Raw genomic sequence first — 24,258 nt, 5'->3', positions numbered from 1 at the left:
CACTGACCACCGGAGCAGACGTGCGCACGCTGATCGTCGACAACTACGACTCCTTCACGTTCAACCTCGCCCATTACGTCGCCCAGGTGACGGGGGTCGAACCGACCGTGATCCGCAACGACGACCCCACCTGGCACCCCGGGGTGCTCGACACGTACGACAACGTCATCCTCTCCCCCGGCCCGGGCACCCCCGTGCGCGCAGACGACGTCGGCATCTGCCGCGAGGTCGTCGAGCACGGCACCCTGCCGGTGCTGGGCGTCTGCCTCGGCCACCAGGCCCTGGCCCTGTGGCACGGGGCCAGGGTCGGCCGTGCCGCGGAACCGCGGCACGGCCGGCTCTCGCCCGTCCTGCACGACGGCACCGACCTGTTCGCCGGCCTTCCCGACCGGTTCCAGGCGGTGCGCTACCACTCGCTCGCCGCCACGGACCTGCCCGAGGAGCTTCAGGCCACCGCCCGCACCCCGGACGGTGTGCTCATGGCACTGCGGCACCGCCGACGCCCGCTGTGGGGCGTGCAGTTCCATCCGGAGTCGATATCCACCGAGTACGGGCACGAGATACTCGCCAACTTCGCCCGGCTGAGCCGCGAGCACCGGGTGCGCCACGGCCTGCCCGTCCGCCCGGCCGCCGCGCGCCGGGCCCCGCGCCCGCCCCGGCCGGGCCGTGCGGCGGCGCCGCGGCGCCGGCTCAGGGTTCTCACCCGGCAGTTGCGGACACGCTGGGACAGCGAGACCGTCTACGGGCACCTCTACCGCGCCAGCGGCCACGCGTTCTGGCTCGACAGCAGCCGCAGGGACGGCGCCAGCGGCCGGTTCACGATGATGGGCGACGCGGCCGGTCCGCTGGCCCGCGTCGCGACCGCCGACGTGTGGCACGGCACCGTCACGGTCACCACCGCGACGGGCACCCGCACCGAACGCGGCGCCTTCCTGGACTGGCTCGACGCCGACCTGCGCTCGATGGACACCCGACTGCCCCCGCTGCCCTGTGACTTCGCACTCGGCTGGGTCGGTGTGCTCGGCTACGAACTCAAGGCCGAGTGCGGCGGCGCGCGCGCCCATCGCTCCCCGGAACCCGACGCGGCGATGATCTTCGCCGACCGGGCGATCGTCTTCGACCACCTGCTGGGCACGACCCATCTGCTGGCCCTCGCCGAGGACGACGAGGCGCCGGCCCTGGCCTGGCTCGACGCCACGGCGGCCCGTCTCGGACGCCTCGCCGCCGAGGAGCCGCCCCCGCTCGGCGAGGACCCGGACACCGCCCCCCTGACCGACATCCGTCTCAGGCACGACCGGGAGACCTACCTCGGGCTGATCGACCGCTGCCAGGAGGAGATCAGGGCGGGCGAGACCTACGAGGTCTGTCTGACGAACATGATCACGGCCGGCGGCGACCTCGACCCCTGGCAGGCGTACCGGCGGCTGCGCCGCACCAGCCCCGCTCCGTTCGCCGCCCTGCTCACCTTCGGCCCCGGCCTGTCCGTGCTGAGCACATCACCGGAGCGGTTCCTGCGCGTGTCCGCCGAGGGTGTCGCCGAGTCGAAGCCCATCAAGGGGACCCGGCCGCGCGGCGCCTCCGCCGCCGAGGACGCGGCGCTCGTCGCGGACCTGCGCGGCAGCGAGAAGGACCGGTCGGAGAACCTCATGATCGTCGATCTGGTCCGCAACGACCTGGGCCGCACCGCCCGCACCGGCTCGGTCACGGCCGACGAACTGTTCCATGTCGAGAGCTACGCCACGGTCCATCAGCTGGTGAGCACCATCCGGGCGCGACTGCGCGACGACGCGAGCGTCATCGACTGCGTACGGGCCGCCTTCCCCGGCGGTTCGATGACGGGCGCCCCGAAACTGCGCACGATGCAGATCATCGACCGGCTCGAAGGCGGACCCCGCGGCATCTACTCGGGCGGGCTCGGTTACCTCTCGCTGTCCGGAGCGGCCGACCTGAGCATCGTCATCCGCACGCTCGTCGTCACCCCGGGCCAGGTCCGCTACGGGGTCGGCGGCGCGATCGTCGCCCTGTCGGACCCGGAGGACGAGTTCGAGGAAACCGCGGTCAAGGCACGTCCCCTGCTCACCCTGTCCCGGGAGGGCTTCCCCGGACGCACCCCAGAACCGGCCCGCTGAGCCGCCCCCACACCGGGCAGGCCCGGCCGCACACATGACCAGGGGCGGGCGTCGGATGCCCCCGAAACCCGCCCCTGCCCCCCAACTCCACCAGCCCCCAGAACCAGCCACCCCACCCCTGACGCGGTCTCGGCCATAGGACGCCAGACCGCATGCGACCCACCGGAGCGGCTTTTCGGACGGGTTTCCGTTCACTCATGCAGAAGGACTTCGATCGCCAGGGCCACTGAGGCCGGGGCCGACTCGTCACGCGGATCACCCATTCCGAGCATGGGCGGATCCAGCGCAACAACAACCGATTCTCCGGGAGTCGACCTCGTCGTGATCAAGGAGCTGTCGGGTCACGCCCACATCAGCGTTACCGCCGGGTCTACGCCCATGGCCTACTCCGCCTCCAACGCGAAGCCATCGACACTCTCGGCACCGCCCTCGACCAGACCGACAACAGCCCCGACGCCCCACCCGCCACCGCAGTGGAACAGGCGCTTCTCGTCAGAATTTCCACCGTCAGACAGGACGGCAATATCGCGCATTTGCTGTCCGCATTGAGTCATCAACCTGTCCCATGAAACACACCTTCCGGAGCACGAAGAATCAGCTTCGCCCTCCGCTCAAACCATATCGACTTCAAGATCACCGACCGTGGCATCAAATGCACCGTTTCACGACCCTTCAAGATAGGCGCACAATGCCAAAGCGGCGGCAGAAATCGACTCCACAGCCAACGCTTCCGTCGTGCACCACGTCAGGAACTGAGAACAGGCTGGACAGAAAGGTCTACTCACTGCGATACCCCGATTTACTTCATCCCAGCGCCTCTGCCAGCCGAGAAACTTCACCCACTTGCGCTGCGGCCAGATCCCGAACATCCCAGAGCAGCGCGGCCGTGTCGGCATTTTTCACCGAAAGACCGCTACCTACGGCCAGTTCAGGCATTCCAGTTAGATTTCCCAGAATCTCGACCGGAATGCCGAGAACAGCAGCAAATCCGTTGAGAAGCTCAGTATCGAGTTCCTTCACCCCGCGCCCTACCGCTCCAATCGTCGCTGCTGACACGTAGACACCGGACATCAGATACATAATCTTGGCTGCCGAAGACCACCCTAGGTTCCGGAGGGCAAGCATCCTCACGAAGAGTGAGCCATAACCCGGAGGGTACTGCTCGTAAGGACGCGGCTTCCGTGGAGGCACGGTTCGCGGCAGTCGATGCAAGGACTGGGCGAACTCACGCAGCTGCTGCTTGCCCGATGGCGGCAAAGAGAGAGTAAGACGTACCAGTTCAGGGAGCTCCCGGCCTGCCTCCTCGTCGAAGCTCAAGGTGTCGTCCAGGACAGGAAGCCCTGCCACGAGGTAGAGGTCCTGGCTCTGCATTCCGACCTGATCCGCCAGTCGGCGAAGGAACGCCTTGGTCGGAGGCTGCTCCGGAGAAAACGAGGAAGGCTCGCCTACTGAAAATTCGCCGCTCCGCAAGAGGCTGCCTTCTTGACTCTGCGCGAGACGCGCCAGGAGCACGCCGGGCTCGGGGTACGCCTGATGTCCCATCATCACCGCCATATCGCGAAAATTGTCACGCCCATTGAGGGGAGCCTTCGCAAGACTGCCCCCAACGGAAACACGTGCCACTTTAGAGGCCTGGTGGTCCAGCATAGTAGTCCCAGGAATTATCTCCGAAGTCCCAACCATGTCGGCGGAAGGCGCCACGTGTGACGTCCAGCAGCGGAGTGAACCCCGGGAGGTTCGTCGGACGATAGTGGCCGGAGAAATTATCGATCCTGGAGATCATGCCGCTTGCATCAACATCGAACGTTCCTGCCATGAGCACCCCTCGACGGTCACCTAGAGATGTGTGTCCGGCATCGGGGTTGAGGTCCCACATCGATTCGTTCTGCATGGCGCGCAGGGAACCGTCGTGACGAACAACAAAGTGATACTCGCCTGCCGCAAGGGGGGACCCTGCTGAAATCCCTGCACCTGCCGGAAGAGTTCCCTGGTCGGTGTGGTCGACGCCATCACGGAACGGCTCCCAGACCTTATCCCCGCAATTGTGAACGAGAACCGGCGTGGCGCCCGCCAGCACATAGTACGTGTGTGCGCTGCTGACGGTCAGGTTGTGGACCGTCGCGGCCTGCGCCGTCCAGCGTCGGATCGCCGTGATCTGGACCAGGGTCCCGGACCCCGTCCGTAGCCACTGACCCGTCTTCAGGTTCGTCGCGTCGATCCACTCGCCGAGTTCCGGGACCCAGAACGGGTGACCCGCCGTCGCCGTGACCTCGGCTGTCTTCTTGCCCTTCTTGCCCTTGTCGCCCTTGTCGCCCTTCTTGCCGTCGATGGCGACGGTGACCTCGACCAGGTGCTTCACACCCTGGCCCTTGATCTCCGCGGTGACGGTCTCCGCCCGGGTCTCGCCCGTTTCCGGGTCCGTCGCCAGGACCCGGTCGCCGGCCTTGACGTCCTTGATCGGCTTGGTGGAACCGTCGGCCATCAGGACAAAAGTCTGGGGGACGAAGCTGTTCGCCGTGCAGGCGTCAGCGCCACCTCCGCCGCCGTCGCCTCCGCCGCCTGAGTCCTCCTTGCCCGAACGGCTTCTCGATCCCCCGGACTTGTTCTCCGCCTTGCCGCCGCCCACAGAGCCCTTGTGCTGGGCCTGGGTCCGGGCCTTCACCTGGACCGGGTTGCCCCGGGCTCCCGTAGAGCCGGTGTGGGCCTTCTTGCGGGCCGCGGCCGCCGCGGCCTTGGCTGCTTCACGTGCCTTGCGTTTCGCCTCCGCCGCGGCCGCTTCCGCCGCCTTCTTCGCCCTGATCAGCGCCGCCTTCGCCGCGCGGGCCGCCTTGATGCCGGCTTCCGCGGCCCGCTTCGCGGCACGGAACGCCTTCACCGCGCCCATCGTCGCCTCGAAGGCACGCCACATCTTCTTGCCCTTGGAGAAGATGCTGGTCCACGGAATGGCGTCCATCAGCAGGCTGCCGCAGGCCCACAGGTCGCCCTGGGAGAAGCAGCCGACGACGTCGTTCCAGCCGACGAACTCCTTGAAGACGGCCCAGCCGGTCGCCAGGATGACGTCGCCGATCGAGCGGTTCAGCGTCTTCTGGTAGTCGGCGATCTTCGCGTCCAGCGCGGCGATCGACGCGTCGAAGCTGGACGCCGACGACGTCAGACCGGACGGGTCCGCATGGGTGACCGGGTTGTTGTTGGCGTAGGCGTAGCCGTTCGCCTGGAGTGGGTCGCTGTCGTCCAGGACCGGGTCCGCCGAGATGAATCGGCCCGTGCCGGGGTCGTACTCGCGGGCGCCCAGGTGGGTCAGGCCGGTGCCGGTGTCGTCGTCGCCGGTGTGGAAGCCGGTGTGCGAGCGGGGCGCGAGGTTCGGTGCGCGGTCCTCACCCCACGGGTCCTTCTTGGCCACCCGCACACTCATGCCGCCGTCGAGGCGGACCTCCGCCAGCGGGGTTCCGTTGAGGTCGGTCGCCTGGGCGAAGACCTGTTCCGTGACACCGGACGCGGCGGTGGTGCCCTCAAGGTAGCGCGTCACGGACGGGCCGCCGATGCCCGCGTAGGTGCGCTCCACGTAGCGGACCCTGCCCGCGGTGGTCAGGGAGATCCTCGTGTCCGGCAGGCTGAGCACCGCGCCCGCGCTGGTGCGCTCCAGCAGCCGGTTGCCCATGGCGTCGTAGACGTAGCTGGTCTTCGAGGCGGGAGTCCACAGCTGGGTCGCCGCCGTCGTGTCGCAGGTCGCGAGGGTCAGGTCCGCGCCCGATGTGGCGGTGGGCGCGGACAGGCACAGCTTCGAGTCGACGTGCTTGATCTGGCCGGTGCTCAGCGTCTCCCAGCGCTGGGACTCCACGCTCTTGTCGCAGGGCTGGATCAGCACAGCGGACCCGATGGCGGTGCTCTTCGGCTGGGCGCACTGTCCGGCGACGACGAGCGAGCCGATGGTGGTGTCGTCGACCGTGCCGTCGTCGTCCTTGTCGGCGGCCTGGACGCGGAAGTTCTGTGCCCTGCTCCCGTTGCAGACGTAGAGCTGGAGCGCGGTGCCCGCGGCGGGGGTGCCGCCGGCCAGGTCGAGGCACATGGCGCCGGCGCCCACCCAGGCCCCGGAGCCGTCGGCGCCGAAGCCGGTGACGGACTCGGTCTTGCCGTCCCAGGTCCAGGAGATGGCCTGGGCGGTGTCGCCACCGGTGGAGCGCGTCTTCATGCTGCCGGCCGCGTCGTACGTCTGCGTCGAGCGGGTCTTCACGCTCGCGCCGGCCGCGGTCGTGGAGGTCGTGGTGTACGAGGTCAGCGTGTGCGGCTGGTCGTTCTTCGCCGTGTCGCTGGTGCCGAAGGCGTACTCGGTGACCACGTCGTTCTTGGTGTCGACCTTGCCGTCGGTGAAGGTCGGGTCGGCCCGGTGGTCGGTCTTGGCCGTGCGGTTGCCGAGGACGTCGTACTCGTAGGACTGCCAGTAGCCGGAGTTGTTCGAGGAGACGTTGACCCGTCCGTCGGAGTAGACCGGTGCGGCTGTGGTCCTGCCGGTGGCGGTGCAGGCGCCGCCACCCGGTGTGGTCCACGCCTCCTTGAGCTGACCGATGACGTCGTAGGTGAAGCACTGCCGGTCGGTGGTCGTGCCCATGCGGTCGGCGACGGACAGGACGTTGCCCGAGGGGTCGTAGGCGTAGGAGCGCTTGCTGACCTCACTGTCGGGGACCACCGCCGTGTCGGGGTCCTCGGCCTCCCGGACGAGTCGGCTGGTGGCGAGTTCGCCGGTGGACTCGTCGAAGGTGTTCTCCTGCCACAGCCGGTGGCCCGCCTCGCCGACGGTGGCGGTGAGCACCTGACCGTAGGGCGAGTAGGAGGTCTCGGCCGCGTACCAGTCCTGACCGGAGACGGAGGTCGGCAGGCCGGCCTCGTTGTACCGGGTGATGACGTCCTCGGCGCTGAGGCCGCCGGCTGCCGGGGCGGTGTACTTCTCCAGCTGGCCGTCGTCGTTGTAGGCGTACTGGTAGCGGTACTGGGTCGAGAAGCCGTCGGCGGTCCGGCCGGCGGTGGAGCCCGGCGGCAGGGCCAGCGTCATCTCGGTGGGCTGGTAGTCGGCGGTGTACCCGGTGATGGCGGTGGTGTACGGCTTGCCGTCGGTGTACCGGGTGGCCGAGGCGAGCTGCCCCTTGCCGCCGGACGCGGTGTCGTAGGTGTAGGTCTGGACGAGCGTGGCGGTGGCGGAGTCCGGCGGGGTCGCCTTGACCTGTTCCACGCGGTTGAGGCGCTCGTAGGTGTAGTTGACGGTCTGGCCGCGGGCGTCGCGCACCGAGTCGACCCGCCCGTAGGCGTCGTACTCGGTGTGGGTGGCACCGGTGTCCGGGTCGGTGGTGTCGGTGACGCGCCCGAGCGCGTCGTAGGTCCGGGTGCGGGTGTTGCCGACGTCGTCGGTGGTGGTGACCAGGTCACCGCGGACGTCGTAGTCGTACGTCGTGGTGACGGCGCCGGCCTCGGTCAGGGCGGCGTCGGTGAAGGTGTCCTGGCGGACCGTGCGGCCCAGCGCGTCCGTCCATACCCGGGAGGAGGGCGTGCCCTGGGGCTGGCGGATCACCGTGTAGTCCAGGCCGTACTCGTAGCGGGTGCGGCGGTCCGTGGTCGGCACCGGCTTGTCGCCGTTCATGGCGGTCGCGCCGGTCTGCGGGTACGAGTGGTGCACCGGGGTGACGGTGAGGACCCGGCCGAGGCCGTCGTAGGTGTAGCCGGTGGCGTTGGGGATCTCGGACTCGGATCTGGGGACGACGAGTTCGGTGCCGGGTTCGCCCTCCGTGTAGTAGGCGTTGCGCGTGTAGCGCACCTGGCCCGCGTCGTTGTGCAGGGTGTCGGTGACCAGCCGGCCGCCGCCGACCGCGGGGGTCTGGGTCTGCCGCTCGCGGCCGAGGCCGTCGTAGATCGCGGTGGACGCCTGGTAGGTGCCGTCACCCGCGGCGCGGGTGGGGTTGTCCTTGAGGGATTCGGTGACCACGGAGACCGGCTTGCCCGGGTCGGTGTGGTAGGCGTAGCGGACCGTGGGGTCGTCGGTGGCGGACTGGGTGGCGTCCCAGGCGGCGACGGTGCGGCCGAGCGGGTCGTACTCGTAGGAGGTGACCCGGTCGTTGGCGTCGGTGGACTTCAGGGTGGCGCCGCGACCGGGCTCGACGAGGGTGGTTTCCCGGAAGCCGGTCTCCGTGCCGTCGACGATCTTGTGGCCCGTGACCGTCTCTGTCTTGTAGACCTGACCGTCGGACGGTGTGTACGTCGTGGTGCTCTCGACGCCGGTCGGATCGGTGGCCTTCACGACCCGGCCGGTGGTGTCGTACTCGGTGCGCGACTCGGGGTTGGTGGTCTGCCAGCCGGTGCCCGCGCCGGTCGGGGCGACGGTCTTGGTGACCAGGCCCTTGGTGGGGGTGGCGGTGTGCGAACTCGCACCGTCGTAGTACATGCGCGAACCGCTGACCACGGTCTTGGCGGTGGCGCTGGAGAGGTCGGTGGAGCACGTGCTGGTGCCGGTGGTGGTGACGGTCTGGGCGACCAGGCCGACGAGGTAGGTGGTCCCAGAGGTGTTGTGCACGTACGAGGTCGCCGTGCAGGAGTTGTCCTTGGGATCGGCCTCGTCGCCCAGCTCCCGGACCAGCGTGGGCAGTCCGTACGTTTCGTCGTACTCGGTCCTGGTGGTGACCGTGCGCAGGGTGGAGCCGTCCGCGCCCTTGCCGGAAGCCTTGGTGATCGTCCTGGTCTCGCCGAGGGTGACGCGCTCCGAGGTGACGTCGGGGCCGTCGGTGCGCTTGCGGGTGGCGAGGCGGACCGGGGCGTCGGGAATGTTGACGGATCGGGATATCCATCCGGACGCGGTGGCCGCCCGGTCGTCGGGGTAGGTCAGCGACTCGGCGACCATGCCGGCGTACGCCTTGCGGTCGGTGGCGAGGACCGCGCCGGTGACGTCGGTCGTCCTGGAGCCGCGCTTGACGTCATCGGACGACTTCTCGGGAGTGTCGTCCGCGAGGACGTCGTCGGCCATGCCCCGGAAGTAGCGGGTGACCGACTTGGCACCGGTGGTGCCTTCGGCCTCGTCCGTGGCCGAGGTGACGGTGGTGACGAGGGGATAGCCCCGCCAGTCGTCCCAGGTGCGCTTCTTGGGCCGGGTGAACTCGCTCTGGTTCTTGGCCCACAGCGCGCTGTCGACGGCGTCGCCGACGGTGGCGTACGTGTACGTCGTGGTGATGTCCTTGGATTCCTCGGCCCCCGCCAGACGCGGGTGCTCGGTGATCTTCTCGACGACATACTTGTGGAACCAGGAGATCCGCTTGTCCTCCAGCTCGCCGTCGGCGTGCCAGTACGCGGGATAGCAGAGCTGGTCGTTCCTGTCCTTGGCCGGACGGCCGGAGCCGGTGAGGCACTTGTCGGTGGGCGCCTTGTACACGACCTCGGTGCGGCCGCCGTACTCGGAGACGACGTCCTGGATGCGCAGCCGGGCGAAGAGCGGGTCGGTGTCGGAGGAGCCGTTCTTGACCCGGTTGGGCAGCGGGGCGCCGTTGTGGCCGAAGGTGACCGGGTTGAGGCGCTGGGTGGAGCCGTCGACCGCGTAACCGGTGCGGGAGACGGACTCCAGCCACAGCGCGGTGTACTCGCCGGTCAGGTTCCACGGGAACGACTGCTTCAGGCCCCAGGAGTCGACCTTGGACAGCAGTGTCGTGGTCGCGGAGTCGCCGGACAGGCCGCAGGCGTTGCGGCTGCCGGTCTCGTTGCCGTCGGCGTCGACGCTGTACTCGGTCAGCCGGACGCCCTGCTGGCGCTGGGCGCACGCGTCGACGGAGGCGAGGCGCTTGCGCGACCAGAAGGTGGGGGCGTAGGTCGTGCACTTCTTGCCGCTCGTGCAGGCGAGGTCGGCGGGGGTGTCGAACCAGGGGCGGGTGCGGTCGGAGCGCTTGGAGGCGAAGTTGGCCTCGGAGCACTCCACCTTGAGGGAGTTGTCCTCGAAGCATCGTTCCTTGGCGGTGAACAGCATCCGGCCGAGCGGCTCGGCGCTGTAGAGCGTGCCCTCGCGCTGCCCGTAGTCGATGTGGGAGAGGTAGCCGGCCCGGTCGTAGGCGACGGCCTTGGCCTCCTTCATGTCCTGCGCGTAGGCGTTCTTCTCCTTCTCCCACCACAGGGTCATCGCGTTGCCGCTGGTGTCGAGGACGTAGTCGAGCTGGAAGCGCCAGCCCTGGTCGCAGAAGGAGTCCTTGAACGCCGGCTTGTAGCAGGGGTCCTCGGTGTGGTTGCCGGCGACGGGGACACTGAGCACGGAGTTGGTCTCGGGCTTGCCCGGACTCCAGCCCGGCAGCCGGTTCATGCCGAAGTAGTACTGGGTGCCGTCGCTGGTGGTGACCCGCCAGAACTCCCCGTTGTCGTCACCGTTGCCGGAGCCGCTGATGCCCGTCAGGGTCTTGTAGTCGGCGGCGTCGAGCAGTTCCACGCGCAGGTTGTCCCCGCGGGCGCTCTTCCACTGCTTGGTGGTGTCGTCGCGTACCAGTTCGGTGGTGGTGCCGTTCAGGGAGAGGACCGCGTTGTACGAACCCCAGCACTGGTCGCCGGTGAAGTGGCCCTTGTTGTTGGCGTTCGCGGTGTCGGCGGCGCAGCCCACGAACGTGCGGGTGATGGAGCCGGGGTTGTAGTCCCAGCCCTCACCGGCCCAGGAGACCTGGTTGTTGGTGGCGGACGTACGGCCGTCTGAGGTCTGCGAGTTGTAGCTGAGGGTGACGTTCGGCGACGGTCCCGACGGGACCTGCGGGGCGGCCATCGTGTAGGAGTAGGTGAACGCGCCGGAGGAACCGCCGGCCGTCCAGGACCCGGCCGAGACGATCGGGCTCGCGCCGAAGTCGCCGCCGGCGCCGGAGCCGTAGGAGCCGCCCACCAGCAGTCCGCCGCTCGCGGAGTCGGCGATCCGCCGTACGGCGTCGGCCGCCCTGCCGCCGCGCCACACGGCGGAGTCGACGGCCGCCTTGTCGCCGGTGTCCGCCGCCGTGTTCGCGGTGGACGTACCCGCCGCGACGGTCTTCAGATCGGCGGTGTCCAGGGTGACGTTGACGAAGGTCTCGGGGACGTCGGCGGTGGTGGCGCCGGGCTCCTCCGTCTCGTCGCCCGCGCCGTCCTCGCCCGGGTCCGGTTCGGAGCCGGAGGAGTCCCCCGGGTCGAGCGGCACGGTGACGGTCGAACCGGTGCGCTCGACGGCAGTGGTCACCGGAATACCGGCGGAGCACTCCTCCAGCTCGGGCGTCGTGGTGTAGCAGGCCGGCATCAGGCTGAAGGAGAGCCGGTCGAGCCAGTGGGCGCTGTAGGCCTCGGCGAGCTTGCTGGCGTCGATGGAGACGACGGCGTCACCGGTGGCGGTGGCGGGGGCGTCGACGGCGAGCAGGAAGCCCTGGGCGCCGCCCGCCACCGCGTCGCCCTCCGACGCGGCGGCCACGCTCCAGGCCCCCTTGAGTGCCTCGGCGTCGGCGGCGGAGGCGCCCTCGGGCGCGCCGACACCGATGGTCATGGTGCCGTCGGCCGACTTGGCGACCTCGGTGGTGGCGCCCACGGGCGGGTGGTCGAGGGTCTTGGTGCCGGATGCGGCGGGCACCTCGGCCACGGCGTCCGGGTCGTACGCCCGCACGCCCTCGATGGTCGTGCCGGCGAGCTCCTCCAGGTCGCCGCTCTTCTTCTCGTCGATCTCGACGGGATCCGTCCGCTGTTCCTCGGCGAGGTCGACGGCGGTGCGGGAGTCGGCGGGGCCGACGGCCGCGGCGCCGGGCAGGAGGGTGACGTTGAGGGCGAGGAACAGACCGGCGACGACACCGATTCGTGCTCTGCGTCGGATCAGGCGTTCGCGCGGCGATCTCGCCAGCGAACCCCGACCGCACCAGGACAGCACCGTACGCACGGCCAGGCCGACCTTTCCCCCGTCACCACGATCGGATGCGGTCGCTCCGATGGCACATGGTGAGCAATGGTTTACAGAATGAGCACGAAGATACGGAGGTCGTGAAGATCTTCGTCAAGCTGTGCTGATTCTGTGTTAGCTATGTCACGTTCCAAAAACAGACAAAGAACCGCAAAGAAAGACTCCTCCACCCTTTGCCCGGTCGTTGCCAAGTCGTCGCCGAACGTGGGGTGTTGATCTCTCCCGGTAGAGCTGTTCATACTCCAAGCGCCCACTCCGGCATGTCGTGCGACCGTCACGAGCAGTCACCACGCCCAGGGCAGCCGAGAAAGAGCACGCCGCCGCGGTGACCGCCGTGTCGCGTCCCAGCCTGTTGGAGAAGGGCCCTTGAGCGACCTCGACAGCGCCATCGGAACGAGCGCCCCGGCGCAGTCGGCCGGGCCGACTCCCCCTGGCCGAGGGCGCGTTCGGCGTGCCGTGGCGGCCACCGTCGCGCTCGCCGTACTGGCCGGTGGCGGCATCGTGCTGGCCCTGCGGGCTCAGGACGACACCGGATCAGCCGCCAAGTCACCGCGCGCCGCCCGGCTGGTGTCCGAGGACGAGGCGCAACGGCGGGCGCGGGAGACCGACCGGAAGGTCGAAGTCACGGCGCTGAACGACGAGTTCTCCACGACCTACGCCAACCCGGACGGCACGTTCACGTACCGGGCGTCGGTCGCTCCGCTCCGCGCGCGCACCGAAGAGGGCGCATGGGCCCCGGTCGACACCAGGCTGGAGCCGGACGGAAAGGACGGCTGGCGCACCGTCAACTCTCCTTACCCAGTGACCTTTTCGTCCGGTGGCGGTACCGGCGCGAACCGAGCGGGCACGCGCACGTCCGGGGCGTCGGTCCGGTCCGCCGTGTTCCGCGCCGACGCCGTCGAGGCGGCCGACGGGGACACCTGGTCTCCTCTGCTGACGATGACCGCCGAGGGTCATGAGGTCGCGTTCGCGTGGCCGGGGCCGCTGCCCGAGCCGGTCGTCGAGAACAACAGGGCGCTGTACGAGGGCGTGTTGCCGGGCGTGGACCTGATGCTGTCGGCGCGCGACACCGGGTTCACCCATGTCCTGGTGGTCCACTCGGCCGAGGCCGCCGCCGCGTTGGCCGCCGATCCGCCGCGCTACCGGGTCACCTCGCCGACCCTCTCCTTCACGCTCGATCCGGCCACCGATGTGCTCACGGCGAAGAACGAAGCGGGCCAGGAGATCGTGGTCTCCCCGACGCCGTTCCTGTGGGACTCGGCGGGCACCCACGACAGCGACGAGCCGGCCGCCGACCCGGACGCCGCGGCCGGCACCAACGAGAACCCCGAGCGGGTGGAGGAAGGCCCGTCCCGTACGCCCGAGGCTCCCGAGACCGAGGAGAGCCGGGACGAGGACCCGGACGAACACGCAGTGGAGCAGGAACCGGACACGGACGCCGATCCGGTCGCCTTCGCGGCGGGCAACGCGCTCGCTCTGCCCGCGGCGGGCGGCCCCGGTGAGGGCGCCCACGCCTCCACGGCGGGCGCGTCCTTCGCCGGTGACATCCTGACGATCACCCCGCCGAAGGACTACCTCTCCCGGACCGAGGGGCTGACCTACCCGCTGTTCCTCGACCCCTCCACCATCGGTACCCGCTCCAACTGGACGACGGTGTACAAGAAATACCCCGGTTCCAGCTTCTACGACGGGGCGAACTACAACGAGGACACCAAGGAGGCCCGGGTCGGGTTCGAGCGGCAGACCTGGGGCACGGCCCGGTCGTTCTTCAAGCTGAAGCTGAAGAAATCCATCAAGGGCGCGGACGTCTCAAGCGCCACCCTGAAGGTCCTGGAGACGCACTCCTGGTCGTGCAGCAAGCGCACGGTTCAGCTGTGGCGCACCGACGCCTTCAACACCAAGACCACCTGGAACCGCCAGCCCGCCTGGAAACGGAAGATCACCTCGAAGTCGTTCGCCTACGGCTGGAAGTCCAACAGCGCCTGCCCGGACACGAACGTCAACTTCACCGTCACGACGCTGGCCCAGGAGGCGGCCGACAACGGCTGGACGGACTTCAACGTGGGCATGGTGGCGTCGACGTCGTCGTCCGCGCCGACGGGTTCGGCGAGCAGCCTGGAGACGGACACGTACTCCTGGAAGAAGTTCCAGGCGGAGGGCAGCGGCTCGCCGTCCGTGACCATCACCTACAACCGCAAGCCCAACACCCCGACGTCGGTGACGATGAGCCCGGGCACCTGCGACACCAGTACCTCCCCGTACGTCAAGGTCGGCAAGTCCGAGACGCTGGCGATCAGCGCCAAGGCGACCGATCCGGACGGCGACCTCGCCAAGCTGGAGTACGAACTCTGGGAGACGGGCAAGCAGGACACCACCACGCGCAAGCTCACCAAGAACGTGGACGACGGGGAGACCGGCGCCGTTGCGATCAAGTCGTACCTGACCAACGGGAAGACCTACTCGTGGCGGGTGCGCGGCTGGGACGCCAAGGTGAGCGGCGGTTGGGCGCCCACCGGCGGTGCCGGCGTGTGCCGGTTCACGTACGACACCACCCTGCCCGACTCCCCCGCGCCGGTGATCTCGACGGACTTCCCGAGCGACAAGGACGACGAGATCGAGGGGAACGAGGAGGACGATGTTCCCGACGTCTGGTCGAGGCAGCCCTTCGGCAAACCCGGAAGTTTCACCTTCGAGGTCCAAAAGCCGATCGACCCGGCGAAGGACCCGAACGCGGACATCGTCAAGTTCGTCTACTCCATCAACAACACCACCTACGCCGGGTGGGTCTGCGCGAACGGCGCGCAGGGCACCACGGGCGGTCTCACCAAGTCCTGTACGACGCCCATCAAGACGGCCACCGTCACCGGCGTCCAGCCACCGGCCGCAGGACCGAACACCCTGTACGTCAAGGCCGTCGACGCGGCCGGCAACATCTCGCCCAGCCCCACCAAGCACGTCTTCAACGTCAAACCGCGCTCCAAGCCGGACGGCCCGGGCGATCTGAACGGCGACGGAACCGCCGACCTCGGCCATGTCACCCTCGCGGGCAACCTCTGGATCGGCGCGGTCTCGCAGAACGGCGCCTACCAGGTCAACACCTACGGCACACACGAGAAGGGCACCTCGCTCAAGGGCGGCGCCACCGCGCCGCACATCTGGGACGGCGACGGCACCTACTCCCTCGTCACCCACAACGGCGACTTCGCACCGGGAGACGGCGTCACGGACTGGGTGGTCCGCACCCCCGAGGGCCGCCTGTTCGTCTATCCCGGCGACGGCTACGGCTCGATCGACGTGAGCAAGCGCATCGAGGTGCGGCTGCCCGCCAACGCCCCCGCCCCGTCGACGTTCTCGGAGATCAAGGCGGCGGGCGACATCACCGGCGACGGGCGGCCGGAGCTGTTCGTGGCCGGTGGCGCGGGCGGGGCCGAGCTGTGGGTGTTCAGCGGATACAGCGGCGGCACGTTCGCCGAGGCGGTCCAGATGACGACGAGCGCGTGGGGTGACGCCGAACGGGACTTCGTCGCCGTCGGCGACTACAACGGCGACGGCGCGGCGGATCTGACCTTCCGCACCGCGGCCGGCAACATCATCCTGCGCAAGGGCATCCGCGACAGCGGCGGCAAGGGCACGGTCCTCAAGAGCCTCGGGCAGTCCGGCTGGAGCCTGGACGGGGACAAGGTCTACGCCGCGTCCTCCTTCACCCGGGCCGCCTTCCCGCTGGTCTACGGCACCCCCGACGTCACCGGCGACGGCATCCCCGACCTGTGGACCACCGACGCGGCCGGCGCCCTGCTCCTCTACAAGGGCGGTGCGGCGGGCCTGGGCTCGCCGATCACGGTCCGCAGCAGCGGCTGGGGAGCGACGGTGGTGCAGCAACTGGGCTGATCCGCAGGGGATGTCGACGACATCGCGGAGGGCCGGACGGCAGCGTCCGGCCCTCCGCGCGCCGCCGGGTCGCACCGCGGGTTTCCCGTCCGCTCCCCTGCGCCGGCCACTCCCGCTCCGCCGGTCCCCGAACAATGATCAGGGGCGGTTTCGGATTCCTCCGAAACCGCCCCTGATCCGCGACTCCACAAAGTCGGGACGACAGGATTTGAACCTGCGACCCCTTGACCCCCAGTCAAGTGCGCTACCAAGCTGCGCCACGTCCCGGTGCCGTTTGACCTGGGGTTTCCCCCATCCGAACGCGCAGGGAAACCATACCGCACTCGGGCCGGTGGTCACGCATCCGTTTCCCGGCGCGACACAGGGTGGCTTCGCTTGACCTGAACCTCGATTGAGGTTGCAGGCTCGTCGGCATGACGACCATCGAGGAACGGCGCACCGCATATGCCTATACCGAGCTGCCCCGGCTGATGGGGCTGATGACCGGCGACGAGAAGCACGGACCGGCGGCCACGTCCACGCTGGACGTGCTGTGGGTGCTCTACGACCGGGTGCTGCGGGTCGGACCCGACCGGACGGACGACCCGGACCGGGACCGGTTCCTGCTGAGCAAGGGGCACGGTCCGATGGCCTACTACGCGGTGCTCGCCGCGAAGGGCTTCGTCCCGGTGGAGTGGCTGCCCGCGTTCGGGACGTACGACTCGCCGCTCGGGCACCACCCGGACCGGGTGCTGGTGCCGGGCGTCGAGATCAGCAGCGGGTCGCTCGGCCACGGGCTGCCCATCGCCGTGGGCACGGCGCTGGGGCTGCGGGCCCAGGGGCGGACCGAGCCACGGGTGTGGGTGCTGACCGGGGACGCCGAACTGGACGAGGGCAGCAACCACGAGGCGATCGCCTTCGCCGGGCCGGCCGGGCTCGACCGGCTGCACACCGTCGTCGTGGACAACGCCTCCGCCAGCCACGCCCGGCCCGGCGGGATCGCGGCCCGCTTCGAGGCGGCCGGCTGGTCGGCCGTCACCGTCGACGGACGGGACCACGAGGCGCTGTACGCCGCCTTCACCGCCGCGCACCCGGGCCGCCCGCATGTGACGGTGGCCCGCGTCGAGCCCAAGTCCACCTGAACTCCCCCCACTTCAGCAAGAAGGAGCTTCCCCCATGGACACCATGCGTGACCGGTTCGCCCCCGTCGTCACCCGGCTGCTCGACGAGGACCCGCGGGTCGCCGTCGTCCTCGCGGAGGTCGGCAAGGACGCGTTCGCCGACGCGCGGCGCCGGCATCCGGACCGGGTGATCAACGTCGGCATTCGCGAGCAGCTGCTCGTCGGGGCGGGGGCCGGTCTTGCGCTGACCGGAATGCGGCCGGTGGTGCACACCTTCGCCAGCTTCCTCGTGGAGCGCCCCTTCGAGCAGGTCAAACTGGACCTCGGGCACCAGAACGCCGGGGCGGTGCTGGTCAGCGCGCACGCCTCGTACGACTGGCCGCCAGCCGGTCACACCCACATGGCGCCCGGCGACGTGGCGCTGCTCGACACCCTGGACGGCTGGACCGTGCATGTGCCGGGCCACCCGGACGAGGCCGAGACCCTGCTGCGGCACGCGGTCGCGGCCGACGACGACAAGGTGTACGTCCGGCTGTCCATGCTCGCCAACCGGCGGGCCTACGAGGTCGACGGGCGGGGTCTGCGCACCATCCGTGAGGGGCGTGCCGCGGTGGTCGTCGCCGTCGGTCCGTTGCTGGACGCCGTGCTCGCCGCCACCGAGGGGCTGGACGTCACCGTCCTGTACGCGACGACCGTGCGGCCCTTCGACGCGGCGGGGCTGCGCCGTGCCACCGAGACGGCGGGCACGGACGTGGTCCTCGTCGAGCCGTATCTGGCCGGGACCTCGACGGCGGCGGTGAACGAGGCGCTGGCCGACCTGCCGCACCGGGTGCTCGGCCTCGGGGTGGGGCGGCGCGAGCTGCGGCGGTACGGGACCGCCGAGGAGCACGCCGCCGCGCACGGTCTTGACGCGGCGGGCCTGCGCGGGCGGATCGAGGCGTTCGCCGCCGTACCCGCCCGGGGATGAGCGGCGTGCGGCCGGGATGACCGGCGTGCGGCCGGGACGAGCGGCGTGCGGCCGTCCGTCGTCCGGTGGCCCGAGGGGGGTCAGCCGGCCGGCCCGGTCGCCGCGTCGGCACGTACCAGACCGCGGATCGCGGGGACCGCGAGCAGGGCGGCGGCGACCACCAGGCTCGTCGCCCCGGCGACCAGCAGTACATGGCCGGCGCCTAGGGCACCGGCCGCCGGACCGGCGAGGGCCTGGCCGACGGGCATCATCGCGAGGGAACCCGCGACGTCGTACGCGTGGATGCGGTTGAGCACGTCGGCGGGCACCTGGGTCTGCACGGTGGTCGCCCACATCACGCCCCAGAAGGACAGCCCGGCGCCGGCGACGGCCGCCCCGGCCGCCATGGCCGGCACGCCGAGACCCGCGCCGACGGTGGCCGGGAAGCCGGCGAAGGCGAACAGGGCGACGGCGCCGGCCCGCAGCATGCGGCGGGGGCGCAGCCGCAGCGCGAGCAGCCCGCCGACGACGGTGCCCGCCCCGAGCGCGGAGTTGATCAGGCCGTAGGCGCGCGGGCCGTGCCGCTGCACCACTTCCGTCGCGACCAGCGGGACCGTCGGACCCCATACCGCGATCATGAAGAGGCACCACACGGCGATCACAGCCCACAGCCAGGTCCGTGATCTGAACTCGCGAAAGCCCACGACCAGTTCGGCACGGAAGGCGCGCAGGCCCCCGCCGGTGCCGTGCGGGGCCTCGGGCGGCGGGGGCAGGCGGAGCAGCAGCAGGCACAGGGCGCTGACCGCGTAGGTGGCGGCGTGGGCCGCGAACACGCCGCCGGGCGAGGCGAGGCCGACCAGCAGACCGGCGAGGGCGGGGCCCGCCAGCTGGGCCGCGGACTCGGCGATCCGGATGGCGCCGTTCGCCCCCTGGATGTCCGAGGCCAGGCGGGGGACGGTGCTCGCCACGCCGGGCTGGAAGACCGCGCTCGCCACACCGCCCACGACCCCGATCGCGCAGATCTCCCACAGGACCACATGGCCCGCGAAGAACAGCGCGGCGGCCAGCGCCTGTGTGCCGAGCCTAACCAGGTCGGCGCCGATCATCAGCCGGCGGGTGCTGAACCGGTCGGCGATGACCCCGCCGAAGACGACGAGGCCGGCGAAGGCGGCGGCCGTCGAGGCCATGGCGATGCCGACCGCGCCCGCGCCGTAGCCGTGTTGCAGCAGGCCCGCGGCGAGCGCCACCGGCAGCATGGTGTCGCCCAGCCGGGCGACGGCCCGGGCCACGAAGAACAGGGCGAAGTCCCGGGACCACACGGCCCGCTCCCGGGGGCCGCGCGCGCCGCCGGGTCCGGACCGGGAAACGGTGTCCTGCCGTGCCGACGCCCCGGTCATCCGCTGCCCGCTCCCCCGCCGTTCGCCGCTGTCGCCGTCGGATCATGCCACGGTGCGCGGACGCCGGCCCAGGGGTTTACCGGCCGCCCGGCACACCGATCCCCGGGTGGGCCTCCAGCAGCCGTGGCGGGGCCGCCTGGCGCCAGGAGTCGGCGAGGATGTCACGCAGTTCGGCCTCGTCCTCCAGCGCGGCGAGCCGGGCCCGGACCCAGGCGAATTGGGCCTCGTGTGCGGCGATCCAGAACTTCTCCGGCTCGGCCCGCGCCAGTTCGTCGCGCTCCTCCTTGGGACAGCGCACGGCGATGGACGTCTCGTCCTCGGGCAGTGTGGCGAACATCTTCCCGGCCACCCGGAACGTGGGCATGCTCCAGGCGGTCTTCTCGGTCGTCTCGGGCAGGGACAGGGCGATACGGCGTACGTCTTCGGCGTCCGGCATGACAGGCACGCTAGCCGCTGCCACTGACAACGGCCCCGATCACCCGGTGCCCACCCGCTTGTAGTAGAGCGTCGTCGGCCGCAGCACCCCGGCCGGGCTCGCCGCGTAGTCCGGGATGGCTCCGGCCCGCACCCAGCCGGCCGAGCGGTAGAGCAGTTCGGCGTCACTGCCGCTCTCGGTGTCCAGGTGGAGCAGGGTGATCCCGGCAGCGGCGGCGGCCTCCTCCGCGGTGCCGAGCAGCCGGCGGCCGAGGCCCCGGCCGCGGCCGTCGGGGCGGACCATCAGCTTGACGACCTCGGCACGGTGCCGGCTGTTGGGCTTGTCGGCGAAGGCCAGCGAGACGGTGCCGGCCGGCCGTCCCGCGGCGTCCCGCGCCAGCCAGACGGCGAGCCGTCCGGCGGCCACGGCCCGCGCCCGCTCCCGCCACCAGGCCAGCGCGGTGGCGCGGTCGAGCGGTGCGAGGAAGCCGACGGACGCCCCGTCGGCCACCACTTCGGTCAGCAGATCGGCCAACTCGGGCGCGGACGCGTCCAGGCGGGCCGCGGTCAGGCGGGTCACGGTCATGGCAGCACCACCGCCAGGACGTACCGCGCGTCCTCGGCTCCGGGGCAGCGGAACCGGGTCGGCCCCCACACCCGCAGCCGCAGGCAGTCCCCGGTGCCGACGCGGTGCACGACGTCGCCCGCGGTCACCTCAAGCGTCCCGTCGAGGACCCAGATGTGCTGTTCCAGGCCCGGCACCGGCGGGCGGTCGTAGGCGATGTCGGCGCCGGCGGCGAGCCGTCCCTCGACGAGTTCGCCGCGCAGCGAGGCGTGCGGGGGCGACACCGAGCGCCGTACGAACCCGCCGGCCCGGTCCTGCCACACCGTCTGCTCGGCGGCGCGCACCAGCGGGGCGGGCCCCGACTCCACCTCGCTGAGCAACCGGGACATGGTCCGTCCGTAGACATGGCAGAGCCGGTTCAGGAGGGCGGCCGTCGGGCTGACCTCCGCCCGCTCCACCCGGGACAGGGTCGACCTGCTCACTGCGCTGCGCTCCGCCAACTCGCCCAGCGACCAGCCGTGTTCGGCCCGCAGTTCGGCCAGCCTCGCGCCGAGGCGGGCGTCCACGGGGTCCAGGGCGGGCATGGCCCGCGCTTCCCGTTCGTTTCTCACATCCGGGATGCTATCCCGCATATGAGACGGGCGGGTTACGGAGCGCTCACGTCCGGGCTGCCTCGTCCAGTGCGTCCAGCACCGGCCTGATCAGGGGGTGCCCCTCGGCCCCGCGCCGCACCGCCGCGAAGACCCGGCGGGTGGGGGCCACCCCGTCCACGGGCCGTACGACCACACCCGACAGGTCCATGCCGCGCAGCGCCGAGCGCGGAACGAGCGCCACACCGGCGTCGGCCGAGGCCAGCGACACGACCGCGCGGAAGTCGTCCGAGGAGTGCTCCAGGCGCGGCTGGAAACCGGCGCTCTCACAGGCGAGGACGACCACGTCGTGGCAGGGGTTGCCCGGGTACGGGCCGATCCACGAGTCCTTGGCCAGTTCGGCGAGCGGGACGACGGCGGCGCCGGCCAGCCGGTGACCGGGCGGCACGACCGCGTCGAACGGCTCGGCGTACAGCGGGACATGGGTCAGGCGCGGGTCGTCGGCCGGCGGGGCGCCGCGGTACTCGACGGCGACCGCCACATCCACCTGCCGGTCCAGGACCATCGGCAGGCTGGCGTCGCCCTCGGCGTCCCGGACCCGGATGCGGATGCCGGGCGCCGACCGGGCGAGACGGGCCACCGCGGGAGCCACGACCTGGGCGATCCCGGTCGCGAAGGCGGCCACCGTGACCGTGCCGGCCTCGCCGGAGCCGTACGCCGCCAGCTCCGCCTCGGCCCGCTCCAGCTGGGCGAGGACGGCGTTGGTGTGGCTCAGCAGGATCTCCCCGGCCGCGGTGAGCCGTACCCCCTTCGCGCTCCGCTCGACCAGGCGGTGGCCGGTCTCCTGCTCCAGGGCCGCGAGCTGCTGGGAGACCGCGGACGGGGTGAGGTACAGCGCGGCGGCCGCCGCCGTCACCGTGCGGTGGTCGGCCACCGCTCTCAGGATGTGGAGCCGCCGCGCTTCGATCATGCCGAGGATTATCGCAATATGTCCGGGCCGGTCATGCGGCCGACTCGGCCCGCGCCGCGACGAAGGCGTCGACCGCGCGGTTGACGTCGGCGGCGGAGTGCGCGGCGGACAGCTGCACCCGGATGCGGGCCTGGCCCTGCGGCACCACCGGGTAGGAGAAGCCGATCACATACACGCCCCGCTCCAGCAGCAGGTCGGCCATCCGGGCCGCCTGCGCGGCGTCGCCGATCATCACCGGCGCGATGGCGTGGTCGCCGGGCAGGATGTCGAAGCCCTCCTCGGTCATCCGGCGGCGGAACAGCGCGGTGTTCTCGGCGAGCCGCACCCGCAGGTCGTCCGCCGACTCCAGCAGGTCGAGGACCTTCAGGGAGGCCGCGGCGATCACCGGCGCGAGGGTGTTCGAGAACAGGTACGGCCGGGAACGCTGGCGCAGCAGGGCGACGATCTCGGCGCGGGCGGCGACATAGCCGCCGGAGGCGCCGCCGAGGGCCTTGCCGAGGGTGCCGGTGACGATGTCGACGCGGTCCCTGACGCCGTGCAGTTCGGGTGTGCCGCGCCCGGTCGGGCCGACGAAGCCCACGGCGTGCGAGTCGTCGACCATGACCATGGCGTCGTAGCGGTCGGCGAGGTCGCAGATCTCCCGGAGCGGGGCGACGTATCCGTCCATGGAGAACACGCCGTCGGTGACGATCAGCCGCCTGCGCGCGTCGGCGGCCTCCTTGAGCCGCGCCTCCAGGTCGGCGAGGTCGCGGTTGGCGTAGCGCAGCCGGCGGGCCTTGGACAGCCGGATGCCGTCGATGATCGAGGCGTGGTTGAGCGCGTCGGAGATGACGGCGTCCTCGGGGCCGAGCAGCGTCTCGAAGACGCCGCCGTTGGCGTCGAAGCAGGAGGAGTACAAGATGGTGTCCTCCTGGCCGACGAACGCGGACAGCCGCGCCTCCAGCTCCTTGTGGACCTCCTGCGTCCCGCAGATGAAGCGCACCGACGCCATGCCGTAGCCCCAGCGGTCCAGGGCGGCGTGGGCGGCGGCGACGACCTCCGGGTGGTCGGCGAGGCCGAGGTAGTTGTTCGCGCAGAAGTTGAGGACTTCGCCGGGGCGGCCGCCCGCGGTGACGGCGACGGTCGCGGACTGCGGGGTGCCGATGACCCGCTCGGGCTTGTGCAGTCCGGCGGCGCGGATCTCGTCGAGGGTGGCGCGCAGGTCGTCGCGTACAGAGTCGAACACAGGGTCTCCATCACGTGCGGGGGTGAGTGGTGCGAAGGGGTGCGCCGATGGGGCGGGGCATCAAGCGGTCCAGTCGAGGATGACCTTGCCGCCCTTGCCGCCGGCCGCGTCGGCGAACGCCGCCTCGAAGTCGCGGTAGCCGTACCGGCCGGTGATCACCGGGGCGAGGTCCAGGCCGCCCTCCAGCAGCACCGTCATCGCGTACCAGGTCTCGAACATCTCCCGGCCGTAGATCCCCTTGATCGTGAGCATCGAGGTGACGATCCGGGACCAGTCCACCGGGAACTCCTGGGACGGCAGCCCGAGCATCGCGATCCGGCCGCCGTGCGTCATGTTGGCGATCATGTCCCGCACGGCCTCCGGCCGCCCCGACATCTCCAGACCGACGTCGAAACCCTCACGCAGCCCCAACTCCCGCTGCCCGTCCGCGATCGACGCACCCGAGACGTTCAGCGCCAGACTCACCCCGATCTTACGGGCCAGCTCCAGACGCTCCTCGCTCACATCGGTGACGACCACATGGCGCGCACCCGCGTGCCGGGCCACCGCGGCGGCCATCAGACCGATCGGCCCGGCACCGGTGATCAGCACATCCTCACCGACCAGCGGGAACGACAACGCGGTGTGCACCGCGTTGCCGAACGGGTCGAAGATCGCCGCCACATCCAGGTCGACCGGCACCCGGTGCACCCACACGTTGGACGCGGGCAGCGCCACATACTGCGCGAACGCCCCGTCACGGCCCACCCCAAGGCCCACCGTGGCCCGGCACAGATGACGGCGGCCGGCCAGGCAGTTGCGGCACCTGCCGCACACCAGGTGGCCCTCGCCGCTGACCAGGTCCCCGCTGCGGATGTCGGTGACGTCCCGGCCGGTCTCCACGACCCGCCCCACGAACTCGTGCCCGATCACCAGCGGCGTACGGATCGCCTGCCGCGCCCAGCCGTCCCAGGACCTGATGTGCAGATCGGTACCGCAGATCCCGGTCCGCTGCACCTCGATCAGCACATCACCAGGGCCGATCTCCGGCTCCGGGACGTCCGCGAGCCACAACCCGGGCTCCGCCTTCTCCTTGACCAGCGCCTTCAACGCTACGGCTCCTGTGGTGAGATCCCGGCCGCGCGCAG

13 protein-coding genes, 1 tRNA gene and 1 pseudogene are annotated in these 24,258 nt (G+C 70.7%); 5 read left to right on the top strand and 10 right to left on the bottom strand.

Annotation, left to right across the window (positions count from 1 at the left end; all coding sequences use genetic code 11):
• Positions 1–20 precede the first annotated feature (20 nt).
• Both pabB and AC27LF_RS00595 read left to right on the top strand, forming a co-directional pair.
• Positions 21–2,129 carry an aminodeoxychorismate synthase component I gene (pabB, locus tag AC27LF_RS00600; RefSeq protein ID WP_479661749.1) on the top strand — a complete coding sequence of 703 codons (2,109 nt, stop codon included), beginning with the start codon at positions 21–23 and terminating at the stop codon, positions 2,127–2,129.
• A gap of 279 nt (positions 2,130–2,408) precedes the next feature.
• Positions 2,409–2,698, top strand: a pseudogene (locus AC27LF_RS00595) (hypothetical protein); the annotation flags it as partial.
• Between the two features lie 235 nt (positions 2,699–2,933).
• Here the strand turns inward: AC27LF_RS00595 and AC27LF_RS00590 are convergent.
• Positions 2,934–3,776 (bottom strand): hypothetical protein, encoded by an 843-nt coding sequence (locus AC27LF_RS00590; protein WP_479661748.1) that lies wholly within the window; start codon positions 3,774–3,776, stop codon positions 2,934–2,936.
• A complete protein-coding gene (locus AC27LF_RS00585) occupies positions 3,754–12,015 on the bottom strand; it encodes a ricin-type beta-trefoil lectin domain protein (RefSeq protein WP_479661747.1) in 8,262 nt (2,753 codons plus the stop codon). Before AC27LF_RS00585 ends, AC27LF_RS00590 begins: the two co-directional genes overlap by 23 nt.
• 477 nt (positions 12,016–12,492) lie before the next feature.
• Between AC27LF_RS00585 and AC27LF_RS00580 the strand changes: the two genes are divergently transcribed.
• Positions 12,493–15,924 carry an FG-GAP-like repeat-containing protein gene (locus tag AC27LF_RS00580; RefSeq protein ID WP_479661746.1) on the top strand — a complete coding sequence of 1,144 codons (3,432 nt, stop codon included), beginning with the start codon at positions 12,493–12,495 and terminating at the stop codon, positions 15,922–15,924.
• Between the two features lie 193 nt (positions 15,925–16,117).
• Here AC27LF_RS00580 and AC27LF_RS00575 read toward each other — a convergent pair.
• Positions 16,118–16,191: transfer RNA gene (locus AC27LF_RS00575), tRNA-Pro, on the bottom strand.
• Between the two features lie 146 nt (positions 16,192–16,337).
• On the opposite strand from AC27LF_RS00575, the gene AC27LF_RS00570 reads away from it, so the two are divergent.
• Both AC27LF_RS00570 and AC27LF_RS00565 read left to right on the top strand, forming a co-directional pair.
• Positions 16,338–17,045: a transketolase gene (locus tag AC27LF_RS00570; protein ID WP_479661745.1), complete on the top strand. Its 708-nt coding sequence runs from the start codon at positions 16,338–16,340 to the stop codon at positions 17,043–17,045.
• 34 nt (positions 17,046–17,079) lie between these two features.
• Positions 17,080–17,991, top strand: a complete 912-nt coding sequence (locus AC27LF_RS00565) for a transketolase family protein (RefSeq protein ID WP_479661744.1) — start codon at positions 17,080–17,082, stop codon at positions 17,989–17,991.
• A gap of 80 nt (positions 17,992–18,071) precedes the next feature.
• Here AC27LF_RS00565 and AC27LF_RS00560 read toward each other — a convergent pair whose 3' ends face one another.
• The 7 genes from AC27LF_RS00560 to tdh form a co-directional block, all read right to left on the bottom strand.
• Positions 18,072–19,367 carry an MFS transporter gene (locus AC27LF_RS00560; protein ID WP_479661743.1) on the bottom strand — a complete coding sequence of 432 codons (1,296 nt, stop codon included), beginning with the start codon at positions 19,365–19,367 and terminating at the stop codon, positions 18,072–18,074.
• A 76-nt stretch (positions 19,368–19,443) separates the two neighbouring features.
• Positions 19,444–19,803: an MmcQ/YjbR family DNA-binding protein gene (locus AC27LF_RS00555; protein ID WP_479661742.1), complete on the bottom strand. Its 360-nt coding sequence runs from the start codon at positions 19,801–19,803 to the stop codon at positions 19,444–19,446.
• A gap of 39 nt (positions 19,804–19,842) precedes the next feature.
• Positions 19,843–20,367 carry a GNAT family N-acetyltransferase gene (locus tag AC27LF_RS00550; protein WP_479661741.1) on the bottom strand — a complete coding sequence of 175 codons (525 nt, stop codon included), beginning with the start codon at positions 20,365–20,367 and terminating at the stop codon, positions 19,843–19,845.
• On the bottom strand, positions 20,364–20,930 hold the full coding sequence (locus tag AC27LF_RS00545) for a helix-turn-helix domain-containing protein (RefSeq protein WP_479661769.1): 567 nt from the start codon (positions 20,928–20,930) through the stop codon (positions 20,364–20,366). The genes AC27LF_RS00550 and AC27LF_RS00545 overlap by 4 nt, the downstream gene beginning before the upstream one ends.
• Before the next feature lie 73 nt (positions 20,931–21,003).
• The gene (locus AC27LF_RS00540; RefSeq protein WP_479661740.1) at positions 21,004–21,906 is read right to left on the bottom strand and encodes a LysR family transcriptional regulator; all 903 of its coding nucleotides are present in this window, start codon (positions 21,904–21,906) and stop codon (positions 21,004–21,006) included.
• 31 nt (positions 21,907–21,937) lie between these two features.
• Positions 21,938–23,131 carry a glycine C-acetyltransferase gene (locus tag AC27LF_RS00535; RefSeq protein ID WP_479661739.1) on the bottom strand — a complete coding sequence of 398 codons (1,194 nt, stop codon included), beginning with the start codon at positions 23,129–23,131 and terminating at the stop codon, positions 21,938–21,940.
• Positions 23,132–23,191: 60 nt separating this feature from the next.
• A complete protein-coding gene (gene tdh, locus AC27LF_RS00530; RefSeq protein WP_479664402.1) occupies positions 23,192–24,220 on the bottom strand; it encodes an L-threonine 3-dehydrogenase in 1,029 nt (342 codons plus the stop codon).
• Positions 24,221–24,258: the final 38 nt, after the last annotated feature.

This window comes from Streptomyces diversicolor (genome assembly GCF_057537855.1).
This window is presented reverse-complemented; position numbering and strand designations above follow the sequence as displayed.

What these genes read in the sequence shown, in the direction of transcription:
- AC27LF_RS00590 (WP_479661748.1), bottom strand. Translation starts at nt 3,776, where the DNA reads ATGCTGGACCACCAGGCCTCTAAAGTGGCACGTGTTTCCGTTGGGGGC.
- AC27LF_RS00565 (WP_479661744.1), top strand. Translation starts at nt 17,080, where the DNA reads ATGGACACCATGCGTGACCGGTTCGCCCCCGTCGTCACCCGGCTGCTC.
- AC27LF_RS00540 (WP_479661740.1), bottom strand. Translation starts at nt 21,906, where the DNA reads ATGATCGAAGCGCGGCGGCTCCACATCCTGAGAGCGGTGGCCGACCAC.
- AC27LF_RS00555 (WP_479661742.1), bottom strand. Translation starts at nt 19,803, where the DNA reads ATGCCGGACGCCGAAGACGTACGCCGTATCGCCCTGTCCCTGCCCGAG.
- AC27LF_RS00550 (WP_479661741.1), bottom strand. Translation starts at nt 20,367, where the DNA reads ATGACCGTGACCCGCCTGACCGCGGCCCGCCTGGACGCGTCCGCGCCC.
- AC27LF_RS00560 (WP_479661743.1), bottom strand. Translation starts at nt 19,367, where the DNA reads ATGACCGGGGCGTCGGCACGGCAGGACACCGTTTCCCGGTCCGGACCC.
- AC27LF_RS00545 (WP_479661769.1), bottom strand. Translation starts at nt 20,930, where the DNA reads ATGCCCGCCCTGGACCCCGTGGACGCCCGCCTCGGCGCGAGGCTGGCC.
- AC27LF_RS00570 (WP_479661745.1), top strand. Translation starts at nt 16,338, where the DNA reads ATGACGACCATCGAGGAACGGCGCACCGCATATGCCTATACCGAGCTG.